Source organism: Amnibacterium kyonggiense (assembly GCF_004364555.1).
Taxonomy (GTDB): domain Bacteria; phylum Actinomycetota; class Actinomycetes; order Actinomycetales; family Microbacteriaceae; genus Amnibacterium; species Amnibacterium kyonggiense.
Genome location: NZ_SOAM01000003.1, coordinates 53,524 through 74,142, shown reverse-complemented (window position 1 = coordinate 74,142; position 20,619 = coordinate 53,524). Strand labels below are relative to the sequence as shown.

General features: G+C 73.8%; 20 protein-coding genes. 13 read left to right on the top strand and 7 right to left on the bottom strand.

Annotated features, from left to right (window positions below):
- Positions 1-59: 59 nt before the first annotated feature.
- From CLV52_RS13525 to CLV52_RS13515, 3 genes are read left to right on the top strand one after another with little or no spacing between them, the layout of a single operon-like run.
- Positions 60-2,243 (top strand): alpha-ketoacid dehydrogenase subunit alpha/beta, encoded by a 2,184-nt coding sequence (locus CLV52_RS13525; RefSeq protein WP_133766911.1) that lies wholly within the window; start codon positions 60-62, stop codon positions 2,241-2,243.
- On the top strand, positions 2,243-3,592 hold the full coding sequence (locus CLV52_RS13520) for a dihydrolipoamide acetyltransferase family protein (RefSeq protein ID WP_133766910.1): 1,350 nt from the start codon (positions 2,243-2,245) through the stop codon (positions 3,590-3,592). Before CLV52_RS13525 ends, CLV52_RS13520 begins: the two co-directional genes overlap by 1 nt.
- The gene (locus CLV52_RS13515; protein ID WP_133766909.1) at positions 3,589-4,488 is read left to right on the top strand and encodes an NAD(P)-dependent oxidoreductase; all 900 of its coding nucleotides are present in this window, start codon (positions 3,589-3,591) and stop codon (positions 4,486-4,488) included. The genes CLV52_RS13520 and CLV52_RS13515 overlap by 4 nt, the downstream gene beginning before the upstream one ends.
- A 22-nt stretch (positions 4,489-4,510) precedes the next feature.
- On the opposite strand, the gene CLV52_RS13510 is transcribed toward CLV52_RS13515, so the two are convergent.
- Positions 4,511-5,290, bottom strand: coding sequence for an SDR family NAD(P)-dependent oxidoreductase (locus CLV52_RS13510; protein WP_133766908.1), 780 nt, complete (start codon positions 5,288-5,290; stop codon positions 4,511-4,513).
- Between the two features lie 98 nt (positions 5,291-5,388).
- Between CLV52_RS13510 and CLV52_RS13505 the strand changes: the two genes are divergently transcribed.
- Both CLV52_RS13505 and CLV52_RS13500 read left to right on the top strand, forming a co-directional pair.
- Positions 5,389-6,159 carry an SDR family NAD(P)-dependent oxidoreductase gene (locus CLV52_RS13505; protein WP_133766907.1) on the top strand — a complete coding sequence of 257 codons (771 nt, stop codon included), beginning with the start codon at positions 5,389-5,391 and terminating at the stop codon, positions 6,157-6,159.
- A gap of 76 nt (positions 6,160-6,235) precedes the next feature.
- Complete coding sequence (locus CLV52_RS13500) at positions 6,236-7,270, top strand: ketopantoate reductase family protein (protein WP_211342703.1); 1,035 nt, start codon at positions 6,236-6,238, stop codon at positions 7,268-7,270.
- Between the two features lie 20 nt (positions 7,271-7,290).
- Here CLV52_RS13500 and CLV52_RS13495 read toward each other — a convergent pair whose 3' ends face one another.
- Complete coding sequence (locus CLV52_RS13495; RefSeq protein ID WP_162850852.1) at positions 7,291-8,172, bottom strand: LysR family transcriptional regulator; 882 nt, start codon at positions 8,170-8,172, stop codon at positions 7,291-7,293.
- A gap of 82 nt (positions 8,173-8,254) precedes the next feature.
- Between CLV52_RS13495 and CLV52_RS13490 the strand changes: the two genes are divergently transcribed.
- From CLV52_RS13490 to CLV52_RS13475, 4 genes are all read left to right on the top strand, one after another.
- Positions 8,255-9,466, top strand: a complete 1,212-nt coding sequence (locus CLV52_RS13490; RefSeq protein ID WP_211342702.1) for an MFS transporter — start codon at positions 8,255-8,257, stop codon at positions 9,464-9,466.
- Between the two features lie 289 nt (positions 9,467-9,755).
- On the top strand, positions 9,756-11,969 hold the full coding sequence (locus tag CLV52_RS13485; protein WP_133766903.1) for a polyribonucleotide nucleotidyltransferase: 2,214 nt from the start codon (positions 9,756-9,758) through the stop codon (positions 11,967-11,969).
- A gap of 155 nt (positions 11,970-12,124) precedes the next feature.
- Positions 12,125-13,045, top strand: a complete 921-nt coding sequence (locus CLV52_RS13480; RefSeq protein WP_133766902.1) for an aldo/keto reductase — start codon at positions 12,125-12,127, stop codon at positions 13,043-13,045.
- 79 nt (positions 13,046-13,124) lie between these two features.
- Positions 13,125-14,243 carry an aldo/keto reductase gene (locus CLV52_RS13475; protein WP_133766901.1) on the top strand — a complete coding sequence of 373 codons (1,119 nt, stop codon included), beginning with the start codon at positions 13,125-13,127 and terminating at the stop codon, positions 14,241-14,243.
- A gap of 12 nt (positions 14,244-14,255) precedes the next feature.
- Here CLV52_RS13475 and CLV52_RS13470 read toward each other — a convergent pair whose 3' ends face one another.
- The gene (locus CLV52_RS13470) at positions 14,256-14,777 is read right to left on the bottom strand and encodes a TetR/AcrR family transcriptional regulator (RefSeq protein WP_246018136.1); all 522 of its coding nucleotides are present in this window, start codon (positions 14,775-14,777) and stop codon (positions 14,256-14,258) included.
- A 181-nt stretch (positions 14,778-14,958) separates the two neighbouring features.
- Here CLV52_RS13470 and CLV52_RS13465 point away from each other — a divergent pair, with 181 nt between their 5' ends.
- The gene (locus tag CLV52_RS13465; protein WP_133766899.1) at positions 14,959-15,561 is read left to right on the top strand and encodes a histidine phosphatase family protein; all 603 of its coding nucleotides are present in this window, start codon (positions 14,959-14,961) and stop codon (positions 15,559-15,561) included.
- Here the strand turns inward: CLV52_RS13465 and CLV52_RS13460 are convergent.
- Positions 15,558-16,028 (bottom strand): GNAT family N-acetyltransferase, encoded by a 471-nt coding sequence (locus CLV52_RS13460; RefSeq protein ID WP_133766898.1) that lies wholly within the window; start codon positions 16,026-16,028, stop codon positions 15,558-15,560. The genes CLV52_RS13465 and CLV52_RS13460 overlap by 4 nt on opposite strands.
- Before the next feature lie 27 nt (positions 16,029-16,055).
- On the opposite strand from CLV52_RS13460, the gene dapB reads away from it, so the two are divergent.
- A complete protein-coding gene (gene dapB / locus CLV52_RS13455; RefSeq protein WP_246018135.1) occupies positions 16,056-16,778 on the top strand; it encodes a 4-hydroxy-tetrahydrodipicolinate reductase in 723 nt (240 codons plus the stop codon).
- A complete protein-coding gene (locus tag CLV52_RS13450; protein ID WP_425455699.1) occupies positions 16,775-17,209 on the top strand; it encodes a hypothetical protein in 435 nt (144 codons plus the stop codon). Before dapB ends, CLV52_RS13450 begins: the two co-directional genes overlap by 4 nt.
- A gap of 110 nt (positions 17,210-17,319) precedes the next feature.
- Here CLV52_RS13450 and CLV52_RS13445 read toward each other — a convergent pair whose 3' ends face one another.
- Both CLV52_RS13445 and CLV52_RS13440 read right to left on the bottom strand, forming a co-directional pair.
- Complete coding sequence (locus CLV52_RS13445; protein WP_133766897.1) at positions 17,320-18,339, bottom strand: TIGR01777 family oxidoreductase; 1,020 nt, start codon at positions 18,337-18,339, stop codon at positions 17,320-17,322.
- A gap of 25 nt (positions 18,340-18,364) precedes the next feature.
- Positions 18,365-18,787, bottom strand: a complete 423-nt coding sequence (locus CLV52_RS13440; protein ID WP_133766896.1) for a thioredoxin family protein — start codon at positions 18,785-18,787, stop codon at positions 18,365-18,367.
- 77 nt (positions 18,788-18,864) lie between these two features.
- Between CLV52_RS13440 and thyX the strand changes: the two genes are divergently transcribed.
- Entirely contained in the window at positions 18,865-19,563 is a 699-nt protein-coding gene (gene thyX / locus CLV52_RS13435; protein ID WP_133767406.1) for an FAD-dependent thymidylate synthase, read from the top strand.
- 140 nt (positions 19,564-19,703) lie between these two features.
- Here thyX and CLV52_RS13430 read toward each other — a convergent pair whose 3' ends face one another.
- Complete coding sequence (locus CLV52_RS13430; protein WP_246018187.1) at positions 19,704-20,564, bottom strand: DUF559 domain-containing protein; 861 nt, start codon at positions 20,562-20,564, stop codon at positions 19,704-19,706.
- Positions 20,565-20,619 lie beyond the last annotated feature (55 nt).

Genomic DNA, 20,619 nt, shown 5'->3' with positions numbered 1-20,619 from the left:
TCTACAGTGAACACCTGAGGGACGCGTGATGTCCACCTCGTCGATGGAGAAGAGGGCCGATGCCGAACCGATCCCGTCTCGACCCCGCTGCTGAGTGGGTCCGGCTCGAGACCACGCCCGAGGACTGGAAGGCGGCCGACCCGGCCCTGCTGACCGGCATGCTCGCCGAGCTGCACCTCATCCGGGCGTTCGAGGAAACCGTGCTCGAGCTCGCGGGCGAGGGCCTCGTCCACGGCCCCGCGCACTCGAGCATCGGCCAGGAGGGCGGCGCGGTCGGCTCGATCATCGGCCTCCGCTCCGCCGACGGCGTGAACGGGTCCCACCGCGGGCACCACCAGTTCCTCGCGAAGGCCCTCACCCACGTGACGCAGGGCCGCTTCGACGTCGACGCGATCGTCTCCGGCGAGGTCGACACGGTGCTGCAGCGCACGCTCGCCGAGATCCTCGGCCTCGCGCAGGGCTACTGCCGCGGCCGGGGCGGCTCCATGCACCTCCAGTGGTTCGAGGCGGGCGCGCTCGGCACGAACGCGATCGTCGGCGGCGGCGTCCCGATGGGCGCCGGGAACGCGTGGGCGCAGCGCCACGCGGGCACGAGCGACCTCACGATCAGCTACTTCGGGGACGGCGCCGTGAACATCGGGTCGGTCCTCGAGACGATGAACCTCGCCGCCGCGTGGCACCTCCCGTTCGGCTTCTTCATCGAGAACAACCTCTACGCGGTCTCGACGGAGGTGCACGAGGTGACGGGCGAGCCGCGGCTGTCCGGCCGCGGGCCCGGCTTCGGCATCCCGGCCTGGCAGGTGGACGGGATGGACCCGCTTGCGGTGCACCTCGCGACGGAGGAGGCGGCCGCCCGCATGCGCGCGGGGGACGGCCCCGCCGTCATCGAGGCCGAGGTCTACCGGTTCTTCCACCAGAACGGCCCCTACCCGGGCAGCGCCTTCGGCTACCGCTCGAAGGACGAGGAGCAGACCTGGCGCGACCGCGACCCGATCGCGCGCACGACCCGGGAGCTGCTCGAGCTCGGGATCCTGTCCCAGGCGCAGGCCGACGCCGCGCGCGAGCAGGCCGTGCAGGCGATGCGCGACGTCGCGTCCCGGCTCGTCGAGCCGGACCCCGAGCAGGACGGCAAGCGGCGGATCCGCCCGGACCTCTGGCCCGACCCCGCGTTCGTCGACGTCGGCATCCGCGGCGACGCGAGCGAGCTCGACGGCGTCCCGACCCTCGAGCCGCTCGAGTACGAGGGGGAGACGAGGACGGGTCGCTTCGTCGACTCGGTCGCCGGCGTGATGCACCACCGAATGGAGCAGGACGACCGGATCGTCGTGCTCGGCGAGGACGTCCACCGCCTGAACGGCGGCACGAACGGCGCCACGAAGGGGCTCGCGAAGGACTTCCCCGACCGGGTGCTCGGCACGCCGATCAGCGAGAACGCGTTCGTCGGCCTCGGCGGGGGCATGGCGCTCGACGGGCGCTTCCGCCCCGTCGTCGAGTTCATGTATCCGGACTTCCTCTGGGTCGCGGCCGACCAGGTCTTCAACCAGATCGGGAAGGCGCGCCACATGTTCGGCGGCGAGAACCCGGTGCCGCTCGTGCTGCGCACGAAGGTCGCGATGGGCTCCGGCTACGGCTCCCAGCACCTCATGGACCCGGCGGGCGTCTTCGCGACGAGCGTCGGGTGGCGGGTCGTCGCCCCGTCGACCGCCGCGGACTACATCGGGCTCATGAACACGGCGCTCGACCTGCAGGACCCGGTGCTCGTGATCGAGCACATCGACCTGTACCCGCTGACCGAGCAGACGCCGACCGACCTCGACTACCGCCTCCCGCTCGGGAAGGCGGCGATCCGCCGCGCGGGCGAGGACGTCACCGTCCTCAGCTACCTGTCGATGGTGCGGCACTCGCTCGAGGCCGTGGAGCAGACCGGCGTCGACGCCGAGGTCGTCGACCTCCGGTGGCTCGACCGCGCCTCGATCGACTGGGACACCATCGGCGAGAGCATCAGGAAGACGAACGCGGTGCTCATCGTCGAGCAGGGGGCGCAGGGCACCTCCTACGGCGGCTGGCTCGCGGACGAGATCCAGCGCCGCTACTTCGACTGGCTCGATCAGCCCGTGCAGCGGGTCACGGGCAGCGAGGCCAGCCCGAGCATCTCGAAGGTCCTGGAGCGCGCGGCGATCGCGCGCACCGAGGAGGTCGTCGCGGGTCTCGAGCGCGTCGTGGCCGGGATGGGGCAGCGCTGATGGCCTCCGTCGTCCGCATGCCGGAGGTCCTCGCGAACGTCACCGAGGCGGCGATCGCCAGCTGGCTCGTGCAGAAGGGGCAGACGGTCGCCGTCGGCGCCCCGCTCGCCGAGGTGGAGACGGAGAAGGCCGTCGTCGAGTACCAGGCCGAGATCGAGGGCACGGTCCTCGAGCTGCTCGTCGCCGAGGGCGCGAGCGTCGCGGTCGGCGAGCCGATCGCCGTGATCGGAGCTCCCGGCGAGTCCGCCGATGCGGCCTCCCCGGCGCCGGGCGGGGCCGAGGAGGCCGCACCCGCGGCCGGCACCGCGTCCTCCTCGACGCCACCCGTCGCCGCCGAGCAGGCCGCGACGCCGGAGCAGGCGAGTGCACCGGAGCCGGAGACCGCGCCCGAGGCGGCGCCCTCGCCGGTCGCGGGCGCCCCGACCGAGCTGCGGTCCGACGGCGGTGCGGAGGCGGCGCAGCCGACCGGCGGTCGCCGGTTCACGAGCCCGATCGTCCGCCGCCTCGCGAAGGAGCACGGCGTCGACCTCGACGCGCTGCAGGGCACCGGCCCCGACGGGCGCATCGTGCGCCGCGACCTCGAACGGTTCCTCGCCGAGCCGAGGGAGGCGCCCCGCGCCGCCGCACCGGCACCCGCACCGGCCCCCGCGCCGTCGGCGCCCGCCGGCGCGGACGTCGAGGAGGTGCCGCTGACCGGGATGCGCCGCGCGATCGCGCGGCGGCTCACGGAGAGCAAGTCGACGGTCCCGCACTTCTACGTCGTCGCGGACGTCCGGATGGGCGCCCTGCTCGACCTCCGGTCCGAGCTGAACGCGGGCGGCGGCCCCAAGGTGTCCGTGAACGACCTGCTGGTCAAGGCCGCGGCGGGCGCGTTCCTCCGGGTGCCGGACGCGAACGCGACCTGGGCCGAGACGTCGATCCGCCGCTACTCGTCCGTCGACGTCGCGATCGCCGTGGCGATCGACGGCGGCCTCGTCACCCCCGTGCTGCGGGGCGTCGAGCGCCGGTCCATCGGCGACGTGGCGGCGGCGTCCGCCGACCTCGTCGACCGGGCGCGGCGCGGCCGGCTGAAGCAGGACGAGCTGGAGGGCGGGGCGTTCTCCATCTCCAACCTCGGCATGTACGGCGTCAAGGAGTTCTCCGCGATCATCAACCCGCCGCAGTCGGCGATCCTCGCCGTCGGCGCCGCGTCCGAGCGGCCGGTCGTCGAGGACGGCGCCCTCGCGATCGCGACGGTGATGACGGTCACCCTCTCCGCGGACCACCGCGTCATCGACGGGGCGCTCGCCGCGCAGTGGCTCGCGGCGTTCACCGACCTCGTCGAGCACCCCGTGCGGATCCTCCGATGAGCGGGCGGCCGACGGTCGCCTGGCTCGGGCTGGGCCGCATGGGCACCGTCATGGTCGAGCGGCTCCTCGACGCCGGCTTCGAGGTCGGGGTCTGGAACCGCACCCCCGAGCGGGCCGAGCCGCTGCTGGCGAAGGGGGCGACCCGGATCGCGACGCTCGCCGACGCGCTCGACCACGACCTCCTGTACTCGATGGTGCTCGACGACGGCGCCCTCGGCCGGCTGCACGACCCGGACGACGGCCTCTTCAGCGGCGCCGGCGGCCGGGCGACGACCTGGATCGACGGCTCCACGGTGTCCGTGGCCGCCGCCGGGCGGGCCGCGAGGGCGGCCGCGGCCGCGGGCCTCGGCTACGTGTCGGCGCCCGTCAGCGGCAACCCGGGCGTCGTCGCGGCCGGGCGGGCCATCTTCGCCGTCTCCGGGCCGGAGCAGGACGTCGCCCGGGCGGCGCCGGTCCTCGACGCGCTCGGCCGCGCGACCCACGTCGTCGGTGCGGGCGCGGAGGCGAACGTCGTCAAGCTGGCCACGAACGGCCTGCTCGCGGTCGTCATGCAGTCGCTCGCCGAGCTCGTGGTGCTCGGCGAGAAGGCCGGGGTGCCGCGCGACCGGCTGCTCGCCTTCATCAACGACAGCGCGGTCGGCTCGCCCTTCTCGACCTACAAGACCGCCGCGCTCGTCGGGCTGGACTTCACGCCGACCTTCACGACCGAGGGGCAGCGGAAGGACGTCCGGCTCGCCCTCGACCTCGCGGCCGGGCTCGAGACGCCGATGCCCGTGCTGTCGACGACGGAGGTCGCCTTCTCGCGGACCATCGCGAGCGGGCTGGGCGCGGGCAAGGACCTCGCGGCGGTGCTCCTCACCGCCGCCCGCGACGCCGGGCTCGCGCTCGAGGCGTGAGGCCCGGCGCCGCGCGCGCCGCTCAGACCAGGATCATCCCGCCCTCGATCGCGACGATCTGCCCGGTGATGTAGTCGGAGTCGCTCGATGCGAGGAAGAGCGCCGTCGGCACGATGTCCTCGGGCTGCGCCGGGCGGCCGAGCAGGATGTCGCCCGCCATCGAGTCGAAGCCGGCGTCGACGGCGCCCATCGCGGCGAGGTCCGCGTCGAGCTTCGTCCAGAGGGGCGTCGCGACGACGCCCGGGGCGAACCCGTTGACCGTGATGCCGTGCTGCGCGAGGTCGCGCGCCGCCGCCTGCGTGAGCGAGATGACCGCGGCCTTCGAGGCGCTGTACGGCGCGAAGCTCGGGAAGCCGGTGCGGCCGGCGATCGACGCGGTGTTGACGACCTTCCCGCCGCCGCCCTGCGCGAGGAACTGCTTCGCCGCCTCCTGGATGCCGATCAGCACGCCGACGGCGTTCACCCGCATGATGCGCTCGAAGTTCTCCTCGGTGATCTCGAGGAACGGCATCGGCGCGTTCATCCCCGCGTTGTTGAACCAGCCGTCCAGCCGGCCGAAGCGGTCGACCGTCGCCGCCACCGCGGCGCGCACCGTGGCGCGGTCGGTGACATCCAGGCCCAGCGCGAGGGCCTGCCCGCCGTCGGCGCGGATCCGGTCCGCGACGCGCTCCGCGGCCGGGAGGTCGAGGTCGGCGAGGACGGCGTTCGCGCCCTCGGCGGCGAGTCCTCGTGCGATCGCGGCGCCGATGCCGGAGCCGGCCCCGGTCACCACGATGGTCCTGCCGTCGACCCGTCCGGTCATGTCCGCTCCTTCGCGTCCGAGGACTGCTCCGTCCCGTTCAGCGACACTACACATCGGGCCGAGTCGACCTCCAGGGTCGATCAGTACCGTCGCCCCGCATGGACGGAGCTTCGAAGGACGTGGAGGTCGCGGTCGTCACGGGCGCCGCCGGCGGGATCGGCGGTGCGGTCGCGAGGGCGTTCGCGGAGCGCGGGCAGGCGGTGGTCGTCGCCGACGTGCGGGAGGACGCCGCCGTCGAGGCCGCCGCGCGGCTGAGCGCCGAGACCGGCGCGACGGCCGTCGGCCTCGCGGTGGACGTCACCGACTCGGCGCAGGTGCGCCGCCTGGCGCGGACGGTGCGCGAGCGGCTCGGCCGTGCGGACCATCTCGTGAACTGCGCCGGCATGTCGCTCAGCTCGCCGACCGCCGCCCACCCGGACGCGGACTGGCACCGCGTGCTCGAGCTCAACCTGACCGGCACGTTCCTCATGTGCCGCGAGTTCGCCGACCTCCTGTCCGCCACCCGGGGCACCGTCGTGAACATCTCCTCGATCGCCGCGTTCGCGGCGACCCGGCCGGAGGTCCACGTCGGCTACGACGCGACGAAGGCGGCCATCGTCGCCCTGACCCGCACCCTCGCCGTCGAGTGGGCGCCGAAGGGCGTCCGGGTGAACGCGGTGGCGCCCGGATACACCGACACGGAGCTGCTGCGGGACGTCGGATCGGAGTCGCCGGAGACCCTGGCCGCGTGGATCGAGCAGACCCCGCAGCGGCGCCTGATGGCTCCCGCCGACATCGCGAACGTCGTCCGCTTCCTCTCCTCGTCCGACGCGGCGGCGATCACGGGGCAGACGATCGTCGCCGACGGCGGGTACCTCGCCGCGAAGTGACGGCGCCCGGACGCCCGCCCCTGTTCAGCGACACGGAACAGCACGTAGAGTGCCGATGCACGAACGAGGAGGCAGCGTGGCCGAGAAGAAGATCGCGATCCTGGGCAGCGGGGCGCAGGGGTCGGGTGTCGGCGCGGACATGGTGCGCGCGGGGCTGGACGTCACGTTCATCGAGCAGTGGCCGGACCACGTCGAGGCCATGCGGCGGTACGGCATCGAGGTGCGGATGCCGGAGGGCGCCGAGGTCACCCCGGTGCGCGCCTTCAACCTCTGCGACGTCGCGACGTTCCGCGAGCGGTTCGACCTCGTCTTCCTCGTGACGAAGGCCTACGACACCCGGTGGGCGTGCGAGCTGATCCGCCCGGTGCTCGCCGAGGACGGCCTCGTCGTCGGCCTGCAGAACGGCATGAACGTGGACGAGATCGCCTCGGTCGTCGGCCCGGAGCGCACCATCGGCGCGGTGATCGAGATGGCGTCGAACATGTTCGAGCCCGGCGTCGTCAACCGGGAGAACTCGCCCGCGACCGCGTGGTTCGCCGTCGGCGCGATCGACGACCGGGCCCGGGGCCGCGAGCAGGAGGTCTGGGACGCGCTGCACCACGCCGGGACCGTCGAGATCTCCGACGACATCCGCTCGTCGAAGTGGATGAAGCTCGTCGCCAACGCCGGGGAGCTCGTGCCCTCCGCGATCCTCGACCTGCCGCTCGCGGACGCGGCCCGCATGCCCGGCGTGCGGGAGTTCATGGACCGCTGCTGCATCGAGGCGGCCGCCGCGACGGTCGCGTCGGGCAGCCGCCTGCGGCCGGTCTTCGGCCTCGCCGCCGCGGACGTCACGTCCGCGGAGACGTACGCGCCCGCGCTGCTCGACATCGTCCTGCAGCGCTTCTCCTCGCCCACGACGCGGACGACGGTGCTGCAGGACTGGATGAAGGGGCGTCGCGCGGAGGTCCACGAGATCAACGGCACCGTCGTGCGGGCCATGCGCGCGGCCGGCCTGGAGGCGCCGGCGAACGAGCGGACCGTCGAGATCGCGCTCCGGATCGAGTCGGGCGAGCTCGAGCGCGGTCCGCAGAACGCGGAGCTGCTGCTCGCGGCGCACGTCGGCGGCTGACGGCTGCCCGCCGGGCCCGGTCAGGCGTCGGGGGAGAACAGGCTCCCGGTCAGCCGGATGAAGGCCGAGACGGCCGGCGAGGGCTCGGGGCGGGTCGCCAGCGCGACGGACCACTCGATCGGGTGGCGCAGCGGCACGACGACGACCCCGTCCTGCGGCTCGACGAGCGGCGTCGGCACGACCGCGACGCCGAGCCCCGCCGCGACGTAGGCGCCGAGGCTGGGCAGGTCCACGATCTCGGTGCGGACCGTCCGGGCGACCCCGGCCGCCGCGAACGCCCGGTCGGAGACCACCCGGTGGCCGAAGCCGGCCGGGCTGTCCACGAAGGCCTCGCGCGCGAGCTCGGCGAGCCGGATCGACGGCCGGCCGGCCAGCGGATGACCGCTCGGCAGCAGGACGCCGAACGGGTAGGACGCCAGCGGCGTCAGTGCGAGCCCGCTCGTCAGGTCCGGCGGCAGCGCCACGAGCCCCAGGTCGAGCCGGCCGGCCCGGATGTCGTTCGCGAGGCCGGTGGACCCGGAGGCGGAGGTCGTGAGCCGCACCTCGACGGCCGGGTGCTCGGCGGCGAACGCGGCCAGCTGCCGGGGCAGGTCGAGCACCGGCAGCGAGGAGAACGTGCCGAACCGGATCGTGCCGGTGAGCCCGGCGCGACCGACGGCCGCGACGCGCATGCGGTCGGCCGTCGCGAGCAGGCGGCGCGCCTCGGGCAGCACCGACGCGCCCGCCTCGGTCAGCGCGACGGCCCTCGGCGAGCGGTCGAGCAGCCGGGCGCCGAGCTCGCGCTCGAGTCGGGCGATCGCCGCGGACACGCTCGACTGCACGAGGTGCAGGCGCTCGGCCGCGGCGCCGAAGTGCCGCTCCTCGGCGACGGCGACGAAGGCTTCGACGGTCGGGAGATCCATGGCTCCATGATCGATGCAATCGATCGTGAGGAGCAAGAGTGTTCGTTGGACTCGATCGCCGTCGGCGAGCACCATCGCTCACGTGGCCATCACCGCTCCGCTCCGACCCGTCGGTCGACTCCCGCACGCCGCGGCCTTCTGGACGACCGCCTCCGTCTTCCTCGCCGCCATGGCGTTCACCACCATCCCGACGCCGCTGTACGCCCTCTACCAGGAGCGCGACGGGTTCCCGACCTGGGTCGTCACGGTGATCTTCGCGACCTACGCCGCCGGGGTCGCGCTCAGCCTCTACCTCGTCGGACACGTGTCCGACTGGATCGGCCGCAAGCCGCCGGCCCTCGTCGCGCTGGCCGCGGAGCTCGTCGCCGGCGTCCTCTTCCTCCTGTTCCCGTCGGTGCCGGTGCTGCTCGTGGCGCGGTTCGTCACGGGCCTCGGCGTCGGCGTCCTGACCGCCGCGGCGACCGCGCACCTCGGCGAGCTCTGGCGCGGCGCGAACGGCGACCGCCGGCCGGGCGTCCCGGCGGCCGTCGCCACGATCGCGAACATCGGCGGGATCGGCCTCGGGCCGCTCGTCGGCGGCGTGCTCGCCGAGTTCGCGCCCCGTCCGCTCGTGACGCCGTACCTGCTGTCGCTCGTCGTGCTCGCGCTCGCGGTGGTCGCCGTGCTCGCCGCTCCTGAGACCGTCGAGCGGCGGCCCCGCCGCTGGTCCCCCCAGCGCCTGACGGTGCCGGAGGCGAGCCGCGGCGCGTTCGCCGCGGCGGGCGCCGGCGTCTTCGGCGCCTTCGCGATCTTCGGGCTGTTCACCTCCCTCGCGCCGTCGTTCCTCGCGGGCGAGTTCCACTCGCCGTCGCGGCTCGTGGCCGGTGCCGTGCCCTTCGCGGTCTTCGCCGTGGCGGCCGTCGCGCAGGTGTTCTTCACGCCGGTCCCGGTGCGGTTCCAGCTCGTGACGGCGACCGCGGCGATGGTCGTCGGGCTCGCGGGCCTCGCCGTCGCCGCCCTGGTGGCCGCCGAGTGGCTGTTCGTGCTCGGCGGGACGGTCGCGGGGCTCGGGGTCGGGCTGCTCTTCCGGGCGTCGCTCGGGGTCGCGACCTCCCTGGTGCCCGGACCGGAGCGCGGCGGCGTGCTGGCTGCCATGTTCCTCATCGCCTACGTCGGGCTCACGGTCCCCGTGCTGCTCGTCGGCGCGGCGCTCGCGTTCCTGCCGGCCGTCCCGGTGCTCGTCGGCTTCAGTGCTGCGATCGCGGTGCTCGTCGCGATCGCCGGGCCCCGGATGGCGGCGAAGGTCGCGGCCTGACTCGCACGGCCGCGTCGGCCCTCCTCCGACGCGGCCGACACGCCGCCTGGTAGCATGGGCACGCTCCGCGAAGGCGGGGCACCGGAGCAGACCGGCAGGGAGCTGGTCGTTAGTGGTGGACTTCGGGGCCGACGGCGGTCCCGCGCTCTTCTACTGATGACCAGGAGCCGCGCTCGACCACGACCATCCGGGCCGTGGCGACGAGGCTTGCCACGCTCCTCCCCGCCGATCTCACTCTGCTCCTGAAGCGCGTCCGCATGACGCCATAGAGAAGAGAAGGAGACACCTCTTGGAGGGTCCCGAGATCAAGTCCGCCGAAGCCGTCCTGGACAACGGGAAGTTCGGCAAGCGCACCATCCGCTTCGAGGCCGGCCGCCTCGCGCAGCAGTCGCAGGGTTCCGTCGCCGCGTACCTCGACGAGGACACGATGCTGCTGTCCGCGACGAGCATCGGCAAGCACCCCAAGGACCAGTTCGACTTCTTCCCGCTGACGGTCGACGTCGAGGAGCGGTCCTACGCCGCCGGCAAGATCCCCGGCTCGTTCTTCCGCCGCGAGGGCCGCCCCTCCACGGAGGCGATCCTGGTCTGCCGCCTGATCGACCGGCCGCTGCGCCCGTCGTTCATCAACGGCCTGCGCAACGAGGTCCAGATCGTCATCACGGTGCTGTCCATCGCGCCGGGCGAGTTCTACGACGCCCTCGCGATCAACGCCGCGTCCGCCTCCAGCCAGCTGTCCGGCGTGCCGTTCAGCGGCCCGATCGGCGGCGTCCGCCTGGCCCTCATCGACGGCCAGTGGGTCGCGTTCCCGACCTTCGCGCAGCTCGAGGACGCCGTCTTCGACCTGACCGTCGCGGGCCGGGTCACCGAGTCCGGCGACGTCGCGATCATGATGGTCGAGGCCGAGGCGACGGAGACCGCGTTCGAGAAGATCCGCGCCGGTGCCGTCAAGCCGAACGAGGAGGTCGTGGCCCAGGGCCTCGAGGCCGCGAAGCCGTTCCTCAAGTCGCTCATCGAGGCGCAGGCGGAGCTCGCGAAGCAGGCCGCCAAGGAGACCCGCGAGTACCCGGTCTTCCTCCCGTACACGGACGCGACCTACGCGGTCGTCGAGGACCTCGCGCTCGAGGACCTCAAGGCCGTCTACCAGATCGCCGGCAAGATCGAGCGGCAGGACGCCGACGACGCCCTGAAGTCCCGCGTCAAGGACGCCGTCCAGATGATGGTCGACGGCGGCGAGCTTCCGGCCTCCGCCCTCGGCGAGGTGTCGGGCGCCTACAAGTCGGTGACGAAGAAGGTCGTCCGCGGCCGGATCCTGTCCGAAGGCGTCCGCATGGACGGCCGCGGCCTGAAGGACATCCGTCCGCTCGACGCCGAGGTCGCGGTGATCCCGCGGGTCCACGGCTCCGCGATCTTCCAGCGCGGCGAGACGCAGATCCTCGGCGTCACGACGCTGAACATGCTGAAGATGGAGCAGCAGATCGACTCGCTGTCGCCCATCACGAAGAAGCGGTACCTGCACCACTACAACTTCCCGCCCTACTCGACCGGTGAGACCGGTCGCGTCGGGTCGCCGAAGCGTCGCGAGATCGGGCACGGCTTCCTCGCCGAGCGCGCCCTCGTGCCGGTGCTGCCCGCCCGCGAGGAGTTCCCCTACGCGATCCGTCAGGTGTCCGAGGCCCTCGGCTCCAACGGCTCGACGTCGATGGGCTCCGTGTGCGCCTCGACCCTGTCGCTGCTGAACGCCGGTGTGCCGCTGAAGGCGCCGGTCGCGGGCATCGCGATGGGCCTCGTGTCCGACACGGTGGACGGCGAGACGCAGTACGCGACCCTCACCGACATCCTCGGCGCGGAGGACGCGCTCGGCGACATGGACTTCAAGGTCGCCGGCACGAGCGAGTTCGTCACGGCCATCCAGCTCGACACGAAGCTCGACGGCATCCCGTCGTCGGTGCTCGACGGCGCGCTGCAGCAGGCCAAGGAGGCTCGTCTGACGATCCTCGGCGTCCTGAACCAGGCCATCGACGCCCCCGACGAGATGGCGCCGACCGCGCCGCGCGTCATCAGCGTCCAGATCCCGGTCGACAAGATCGGCGAGCTGATCGGCCCCAAGGGCAAGACGATCAACGGCATCCAGGACGACACCGGCGCCGACATCTCCATCGAGGAGGACGGCACCGTCTACATCGGCGCCGTCGACGGGCCGTCGGCCGAGGCCGCGCGCGCCGCGGTCAACGCGATCGCGAACCCGCACAACCCGGAGATCGGCGAGCGGTTCCTCGGCACCGTGGTGAAGATCGCCGCGTTCGGCGCCTTCGTGTCGCTGCTGCCGGGCCGCGACGGCCTGCTCCACATCTCCGAGGTGCGGAAGCTGGCCGGCGGCAAGCGGGTCGAGAGCGTCGAGGACGTCCTGTCCGTCGGCCAGAAGATCCAGGTCGAGATCACGAAGATGGACGACCGCGGCAAGCTGTCGCTGGCGCCCGTCGTCGAGGAGCCCGCGACCGTCTGATCGATCGCGGAGCGACGTCGCAGCGCCTCCCGTCCGCACCGGACGGGAGGCGCTGTTGTCAAGCTCCTTCGCAGTCTTTCTGAATGTGAGATACTGCGTATCTCCAGGTCCGTGTGCAGAGGGGAGCCTGCGTGGCGAGTCCTCACTCCGGACCCATGTCGCGCCGCGTCGGTCAGACGGGGATGGCGGTCTACCCGCTCGCCCTCGACGGCAGCGTCTTCGGCTGGGCGACGGACGCGAAGGAGACGGCCGACCAGCTCGACCTCTTCTACGCCGCGGGCGGCGACCTCATCAGCACCGCCGCGCAGTACGCGGGCGGTCGCAGCGAGATCATGATCGGCTCCTGGCTGCAGCGGCACCCGAACCGCGACCGGCTCGTGATCGCGACGAAGGTCGGCAAGCACCCCGACGCGCTCGGCCTCTCGCCGAAGGCCGTCCGCCGCGGCGTCGACGCCTCCCTCGAGCGGCTGCAGCTCGACCGGATCGACATCCTCGGTCTCGACGGCGAGGACCCGGCCACGCCGATCGAGGCGACGCTCACCGTCGTCACCGAGCTGATCGCCGAGGGCAAGGTCGGCCACCTCAGCGCCGCGGGCTTCAGCGCCGCGGGCCTCCGCGAGGCGGTCAAGACCGCCCGGCGGCTCGAGATCCCGGGGATCGAGGTCGTCCTCCCCGAGTACAACCTGCTCGAGCGGCGCCAGTACGAGCAGGAGATCGCCCCCATCGCGGTCGCCGCGGACCTCGGCGTGCTGGCGAAGACGCCGCTCGCGAACGGCTACCTGCGCGGCGACTTCCGGTCCCGCCACGACAAGCCCGCGTCGCCGATCTTCCAGGGTGCGCTGAAGTACGTGAACCGCCGTGGCGCCGCCGTCCTCGCCGTGCTCGACGACATCGCCTTCGAGTCCGGCCAGCACGTCGGCCGGGTGGCGCTCGCCTGGTTGCTGTCCCGCGAGAGCGTCGTGGCGCCGCTGGTCCGGGTGCCGAGCGCCCGTGCGCTCGCCGACCTGCTGCCGGGCGCCTCCCTCGTGCTGACCAGGGACCAGCTCGACCGGCTGGACCGCGCGACCGACTTCTGACCCGTCCCGCCGGGCAGCGGCCCGTCGCCGGGCCGGGAGGCCCTGCTGCACGTACGCTCGACGCCCGGACGGAGGGGCCATGAGCGACGAGCCACGCGGTCGGCACAGCCGGCCCGACGACGAGACGCGCCCGATCGACCTCGGCGGTGGTCGGCCGCTCGCGACCGATCCGGAGCCCGCGGTCGCGGCCGCCCTCGCGGTGGTCGAGCGCTCCCTCGCGCAGATGGCGAACCGGGTGACGCGGCCGCTGCTGGACCCGCCCTCGCAGCCGTACCGTCTCCGCCCGCTCGGACGGACGGGCCTCGCGGTCTTCCCGGTCGTGCTCGACGCCTCGCGCCTCGGCGCCGACGCCGACCGGTCGGCCGCGCACCGCGTGCTCGACGCCTATGCCGCGACCGGCGGCAACGCGGTCCTCGTCGACGACGCCGCCGACGGCGGTGCCGCGGAGCTCGTGGGCAGCTGGCTGACGACGCGCCGGCGGCGGGAGCAGACCGTGCTCCTGGCCCGCGTCGGCACCGCGAGCGACCTCACCGCCGCCGGGCTGAACACGGCGGCGGACCGGCTGCTCCGCAGGCTCGGCACCGACCAGATCGACGTGCTCGTGCTGGCCGATCACGACCCGGCGACGGTGATGGAGGAGACGCTGACCGCCGTCGCCGGCCTCCGTGACGACCAGCGGATCGGGCACCTCGGCGCGGGCGACCACTCGCCCGAGCGGCTCATCCAGGCCCGCGTGCTCGCCGGGCAGCGCGGTCTGCCGCGTTTCGAGGCCGTGCTGCCGGTCCACAGCCTCCTGCAGCGCGCCGCGTACGAGACGGGCGTCGGCCCGGTCGCCCACGCGCAGGACCTCGCCTGTCTGCCCCGGTCGCCGCTCGCCGGCGGGTTCCTCGCCGCGGCGGTGCCCACGCGCGGCGCGCTGCGGCGACTGCGGGAGCTCGACCCCGAGCGCGCCGAGCGCCTCCAGCCGCTCGTCACGCGACGGGGGACGCGCATCGTGGAGGCGATCGTCCGCATCGCCGAGCAGCGCGACGTGCCGGCCGCTGCGGTCGCCCTGGGCTGGCTGCTGACCCGGCCGCACATCGCCGCGCCGGTGGTCTCCGCGACGACGGTCGAGCAGGTCTGGGCGGCGACGGCCGCGTCGGGCGTGCACCTCTCGCGCTCGGAGGTCACGGGGCTCGAGCGCGCCTCCGCCGAGTAGCGGCCCGAGCGCTCAGTCGCCGGCGAGGAGCCGCCGTGCCGCCCGGTCGAACGCGCTCGTCGCGGCGATCGCGTCGCCGGCGTACGAGCCGCAGACGGCGCCGTCGCGCAGGAGCGAGAACTCGTCCGCGGCGGCGCCCGGGCGCGGGTGGCCCAGCTCGCGGAACCGGTCCTCGAGGAAGCCGGTGAACCAGTCGCGGTGCTGCGCGACCGCGAGCCGGACCGGGTGGACCGGGGCGGGGAACTCGGCGGCCGCGTTGAGGAACGGGTCGCCCCGGAAGTCGGGCCTGGCGGTGTCCGCCACGACGGCGTCGATCACCGCGGAGAGCACCGCGGCGGGCGCCCGCAGCGCGTCGAGGAGGCCGCCGAGCGCCGTGCGGACCTGCTGGTCGCGTCCCTCGATGTATTCGAGGATCAGGGCGTCCTTCGAGCCGTACTGCTTGTAGAACGTCGCCTTCGTGACCTGGGCCTCGGCGATGAGCCGGTCGATGCCCGTGGCCGTGATCCCGTCCGCGTAGAACAGCTCGTCGGCCACGGAAGCCAGCCGAGCGCGAGCGGGGGAGCTGCGAGGAGCGGTCCTGACGTCCGTCACGGCGGGTCCTTCCGACTGGTCGCTGGGTACGGCGGCACCGTACCCCGCAGGGGGTGGAACGACCGGTCCGCATCGCCGATCCGCGCCGGAGGGCTCCGGCCCGGCGACTACGATCGACGCCGCGATGACGCAGTACCTCTACCTCGTGCGCCACGGCGAGCAGCGCGACGCCGAGCACGGCGTCGTCGACGGCCCGCTCTCGCCGCGGGGTCGCCGCCAGGCCGCCCTCCTCGCCGAACGCCTCGGCGGGGTCCCGCTGACGAACGTCTGGTACGCGCCGAGCACCATCGCGACCGAGACGGCGGAGATCGTCCGCGAGCGTCTCCCGTCCCTCGAGCCGAAGCCCTCCGCCCTGCTCTTCGACTGCGTGCCGTCCGGGCCGACGCCCGAGGTGCCGCGCGCGTTCTCGGGCTGGTTCGCCTCCGCCACGCCCGCCGAGATCGAGGCGGGCCGCGCGCAGATGGCCGACGCGTGGGCCGAGTTCGTCGCACCGGGCGGCAACGAGCGGCACGACCTGCTGATCACGCACAACCTCGTGATCGCCGAGTTCGTGCGCCACGCCTTCGACGCGCCGGAGTGGCGGTGGCTCGGCCTGACCCAGGCGCACTGCGGCATCACGGTGCTGAAGGCCCGATCCGGCAGACCGGTCACCCTGGTGTCGCACAACGATCTGGCGCACCTGCCCGTGGAGCTGCGCACCGGGCTCGTCGAGCCCCTCCCGATCTAAGGGGCCGGCACCAGCGCCTTCGCGAACCAGTCGGTCGCGTTCGGGTTGTCGTTGAACGGCGCGACGGGCAGGAACCCGCTCGACCGGTAGAGCCCCGCAGCGGCCTCGAGCGAGCGGTTCGTGTCGAGCACGAGCCAGGCGGCGCCCTCGCGGCGCGCGTGCGCCTCGAGCAGCCCGAGCAGCCGGCGGCCGATGCCCGATCCGCGCGCCGCCGGCGCGACGAAGAGGTGCTTGACCTCCATGCGCCGGCCGCCGTCCGGCTCGATCTCCCGCAGCCCGCCGCAGGCGAGCGGTGCGCCGTCGTCCTCGTCGATGCGCAGGAACACCCCGGGCGCCGCGAACTGCGCCGGGTCGGGGGTCGGGACGCGGTAGCTCCCGGCGGCGAAGCCCTCCACCCGCTCGGCGAAGTAGGCGTGCAGGATCTCGCGGGTCACCGGGTCGTCCGGGCTGGTCTCGATCACGCGCATGATCCGTCGAGGCTAGGCTCGCCACCCGTGATCCGCCTCGCCGTCGCCGGAGCCGGAGGCCGCATGGGCCGTCTCGTGAGCGAGGTGGTCGAGGCGGGGGAGACCGCCCGCGTCGTGCAGCGCATCGGCTCCGCCGACGGCCTCGCGATCGACGCGGGCGTCGACGCGGTCGTCGACGTCACGCTGCCCCAGGTGTCGCCCGCGGTGGTCGCCGCCGCGACCGCGGCCGGGGTGCCGGTGCTCGTCGGCACGAGCGGCTGGTCCGGCGAGCGCATCGCGTCCCTCCGCGCGAATCGGGCGGCCGACGCCCCGGCCGTGCTGATCGTGCCGAACTTCTCGGTCGGCGCCGTGCTCGCGGCGCGGTTCGCCGAGCAGGCGGCCACCTGGTTCGACTCGATCGAGATCGTGGAGGCGCACCACGCGGGCAAGGCGGACTCGCCCTCCGGCACCGCCGTCGCGACCGCGGAGCGGATCGCTGCCGCGCGCGCGGAGCTCGGACCCGTCGCCGCCCCGCACACCGACCAGCGCGCCCGGGGTCAGCAGGTCGGCAGCGTGCCGATCCACTCCCTCCGCCTCGACGGCGTCCAGGCGAAGCAGGACGTCCTCTTCGGCGGCGTCGGCGAGCTGCTGACCATCCGGCACGAGACGCTGTCGTCCGCCGCCTACGCGGCGGGCATCCGGCTGGCGATCGCCGCGCTGCCGTCGCTCGCCGGCGTCACCGTCGGCCTCGAAGCGCTGCTGTTCGAGTGAGGGCCTTCGGCGGCGCCGTGCTGATGGCGCTGGTGCTGGTGCTCTACCTCGTCGTCGTCGTGGCGAGGGCGATCGCGTTCATCGCGACGGGCGTGCCGGTCGGCGTCGCCATCGGCGTCGCGCTGCTCGTCCTCCCGCTGATCGGCGCCTACCTCCTCGTCCGCGAGCTGCTGTTCGGGCTGCAGGCGACGCGGCTGACCCGGCGGCTCGAGGGGGAGGAGCCCCTGCCGGGCGCCGACCTGCCGCGGCGGGCGAGCGGCCGCGTCGAGCGCGCCGCGGCCGACGCCGACTTCGCGCCGTACGCGGAGGGCGTCGAGACCGCGCCGGACGACTGGCGGGCGTGGCTGCGGCTCGGGATCGCGTACGACAACGCCGGCGACCGCCGCCGCGCCCGATCGGCGATCCGCCGGGCGATCGCCCTCGCCCGGTGAGCACGACGGCAGGAACTCCCGAGCGCATCGGCAGGAACCAGGCGCTTCAGCAGGAACGAGCGGCCCTCGGGTTCCTGCTGACGCGCATCGTTCCTGCCGTCGTGCTCGGCTCAGGCGCGGGGCGCGGCGAGCACGGCGTCGATCGCCTCGTCGCTCGTGCGGTGGCGGAAGACGAAGCCGTCCGCCTCCAGCTTCGCCGGCACGACCTTCTGGCTCGGGAGGAGCAGCTCGCGCCCCATGTCGCCCATGCCGAGGCCGACGATCGCCTCCGGCAGCTTCAGCACGTGGGGCCGGTGGAGGTCCGCCGCCACCCGCCGGGTGATCTCCTCGCTCGTCGCGGGCGTCGGGCCGACGAGGTTCACGGGGCCCTCGATGCTCGAGGTCAGCAGGTGCACGATCGCGGCCGCCTCGTCGTGGAGGGAGATCCACGGCCAGTGCTGCGTCCCGTGGCCGACGGTGGAGCCGAGCCCGAAGCGGGTCGCGAGCGTGAGCGGCCCGAGGGCGCCGCCGCCGTGCGCGAGCACGACGCCGGTGCGGAGGAGCGCCGTCCGGGTCCTCGACGGGGCCAGGCGCGCGGCCGCCTCCCACTCCTCGACGACGTCGGCCAGGAAGCCGGTGCCGCGGGGCGAGTCCTCGGTGAGGGTCTCTCCGGGCCGGTCGCCGTAGAACCCGACCGCGGAGCCGGACAGGAAGATCGGCGGCGGCGAGGAGGCCATGCCCATCGCCTCGACGAGCGCCTGCGTCGCCTTCACCCGGGAGCGGAGGATCTGCTCCCGGTACCCGGTCGTCCACGGGATGCGGTTCAGGGAAGCGCCCGACAGGTTGATCACCGCGTCGACGCTCTCGAGCAGCCGGAAGTCGAGGATCTTCGCGTCCGGCGCCCAGCTGAACTCGTCCGCCGCGCGGGGCGGACGGCGCACGAGCCGCTGCACGGTGTGCCCGGCGGCCGCCAGCTGCTGCTGCAGCTCCGTGCCGATCAGCCCGGACGCGCCGGCGACGAGCACGCGCAGCCGGCTGTCCTTCGCGATGGGGCGGCGGACGATCGGCTTCGGGATCGCGACCGGGGGCGGCGCCGGACGGCGCCGGGGCGCGGGCTTCGCGGACGGCACGGGGATCCGCTTCTGCGCCATGGCCGAAGCGTACCGACCGGCTCCGTCAGGAGGCCGCGCCCAGGGCGGTGTCGAGCGCCGCGCGCAGCGTCGCGTCGTCGGCCGCGCCCTTGACGCGACCGACCAGGCGGCCGCGCCCGTCGATCGCGAACACGCTCGGCGTCCTCGTCACGGCGTAGCGGCCCGCGAGGTCGCCGCGGGCCGTGAGGTCGACCTCCGCGAGGCGGACCCCGTCCCGTCCCTCGACGAGCGCCAGCAGCCGGTCCCGCGTCGTCGCGGTCCGCTCGTCCTGCTGGGAGCCGAACAGCAGCAGCGTCGCGGTCGTCCCGAACGCGTCGTCGGGCAGCGCGACCTCCCGGGGCCGGATGCGCTCGCCGGACCCGCGGCGCAGCGTCCCGTCGCCCCGCCACCACAGCCAGCCGACGAGGCCGGCGACGACGATCGCGGCGGCGGCGACGAGGGCGAGCACGGGGGAGAGCGTAGGTGTCGTCGCCCGTCGCTACCGTAGCGGCCGTGACTGCGACCGAACCCGAGTTCCGATCCGAGATGACCGTGGAGCTCGTGCGCTCCGCCGCCCGCGACGCCGACGTGCTCTTCGCCGCCCGCGTGTCCACGCTGGGGGAGCAGTCGCTCGAGTCGACGGAGGAGGAGGGGGACCTCGCGAAGCGCGACCGGGGGCTCATCAACTACCTGATGCGCGACCGGCACGGCTCGCCGTTCGAGCACAACTCGATGACCTTCTACGTGCAGGCGCCGATCTTCGTGTTCCGCGAGTTCATGCGGCACCGGATCGCCTCCTACAACGAGGAGTCGGGCCGCTACCGCGAGCTGCAGCCGGTCTTCTACGTCCCGGCCGCGACGCGGAACCTCGTCCAGGTCGGCAAGCCGGGGGCGTACGAGTTCCTGCCCGGCACGGAGGAGCAGCACGCGCTGGTGCAGCAGGCCGTCCGCGAGCAGTCGGTCGCCGCCTACGACGCGTACCGCCGCATGCTCGATGCGGGCGTCGCCCGGGAGGTCGCGCGCGTCGTCCTGCCGCTGAACCTCTACTCCTCGATGTACGTGACGATGAACGCCCGCAGCCTGATGAACTTCATCTCGCTGCGGACGAAGCACCCCGAGGCGACCGTCCCGTCCTTCCCCCAGCGCGAGATCGAGCTCGTCGCCGAGGCGATGGAGACGCGGTGGGCGACCCTGATGCCGGCCACGCACGCCGCCTTCACGGCGAACGGCCGCGTCGCCCCCTAGCCCCACTGCACGAATGAAGGAGATCGCGGAGCGCGCGACTCGCGCTCCCGCCGGATCGCGCGGCTCGCTCGCTCGACCAGGCGGCGATCTCCTTCATTCGTGAAGTCAGCCGCGCTCCGGGGAGCGCATGGCGGGCGCGATCAGGCTGCGGGCGCGAGGTGGTCGCCTCGCGCGATGGCAGCGAGGACCGCGGCCTCGACCATCGGCCAGTCGTCCATCACGTGCTCGTACATGAAGCGGAGCACGCGGTAGCCGAGGGCGGAGAGTCGAGCGTCGCGGGCCCGGTCCGCAGCGGCGTCCCGATGGAAGCGCCGGCTGTCGAGCTCGATGACGAGGCGCTCGCCGATCAGGCAGTCGACCCTGCCGATGGTCGGGATCCACACCTGCTTCCGCAGCGACACACCGGCCTTCGCGATGCGGTAGCGGAACACGCTCTCCGTGCCGCTCTCGGATCCCCAGCCGGCCCGGGACAGCAGGCGCCGCACGTGCGGCGGGAAGTCCAGGAGGGCGGCGTCCCACGCGTCCGGGGAGAGCACGCCCGCCTGGAGCGCTGACTCTGCGACGGCCAGCGCGACCTCCGGCGCCTCGCAGGCGGCGACCTGCCGGATGCACCGCTCGGGCGAGACGAGCGTCCGCGTACCGCAGGGGTCGAGCCCCGTCCAGTGCACCAGGACCCTCCCGTCGTCCGCGAGGTGCGTCCGGTAGCTCGTCGGGGAGCGCAGCCGGGCCGCGTTGACCGGCACGCAGACGTGGAGGGCACGGATGACCGGCTCCCACATCCCGAGTCGCTTCGCGGCGCTCGAGCAGGCGAGCTGGCCGCCGACCCTGGCCGCGTGCTGCTCCGTGATCTCGAGCCACGGATTGCCGTACCAGCCCTGCCGCACCCGGATGACGTCGCCGGCCTGCACCGCGGCCGTGATCGCGACCGCGCTGACCCGCAGCGCGCCGCGGAGCTCGTACGCGGCGGCGAGGCCGCCTCGGTCATGGATGACCTGCTGCATCGGTGTCACGGGCGGACACGGTCCACGATCGCGACACGGCGATCGGCCGGATCCC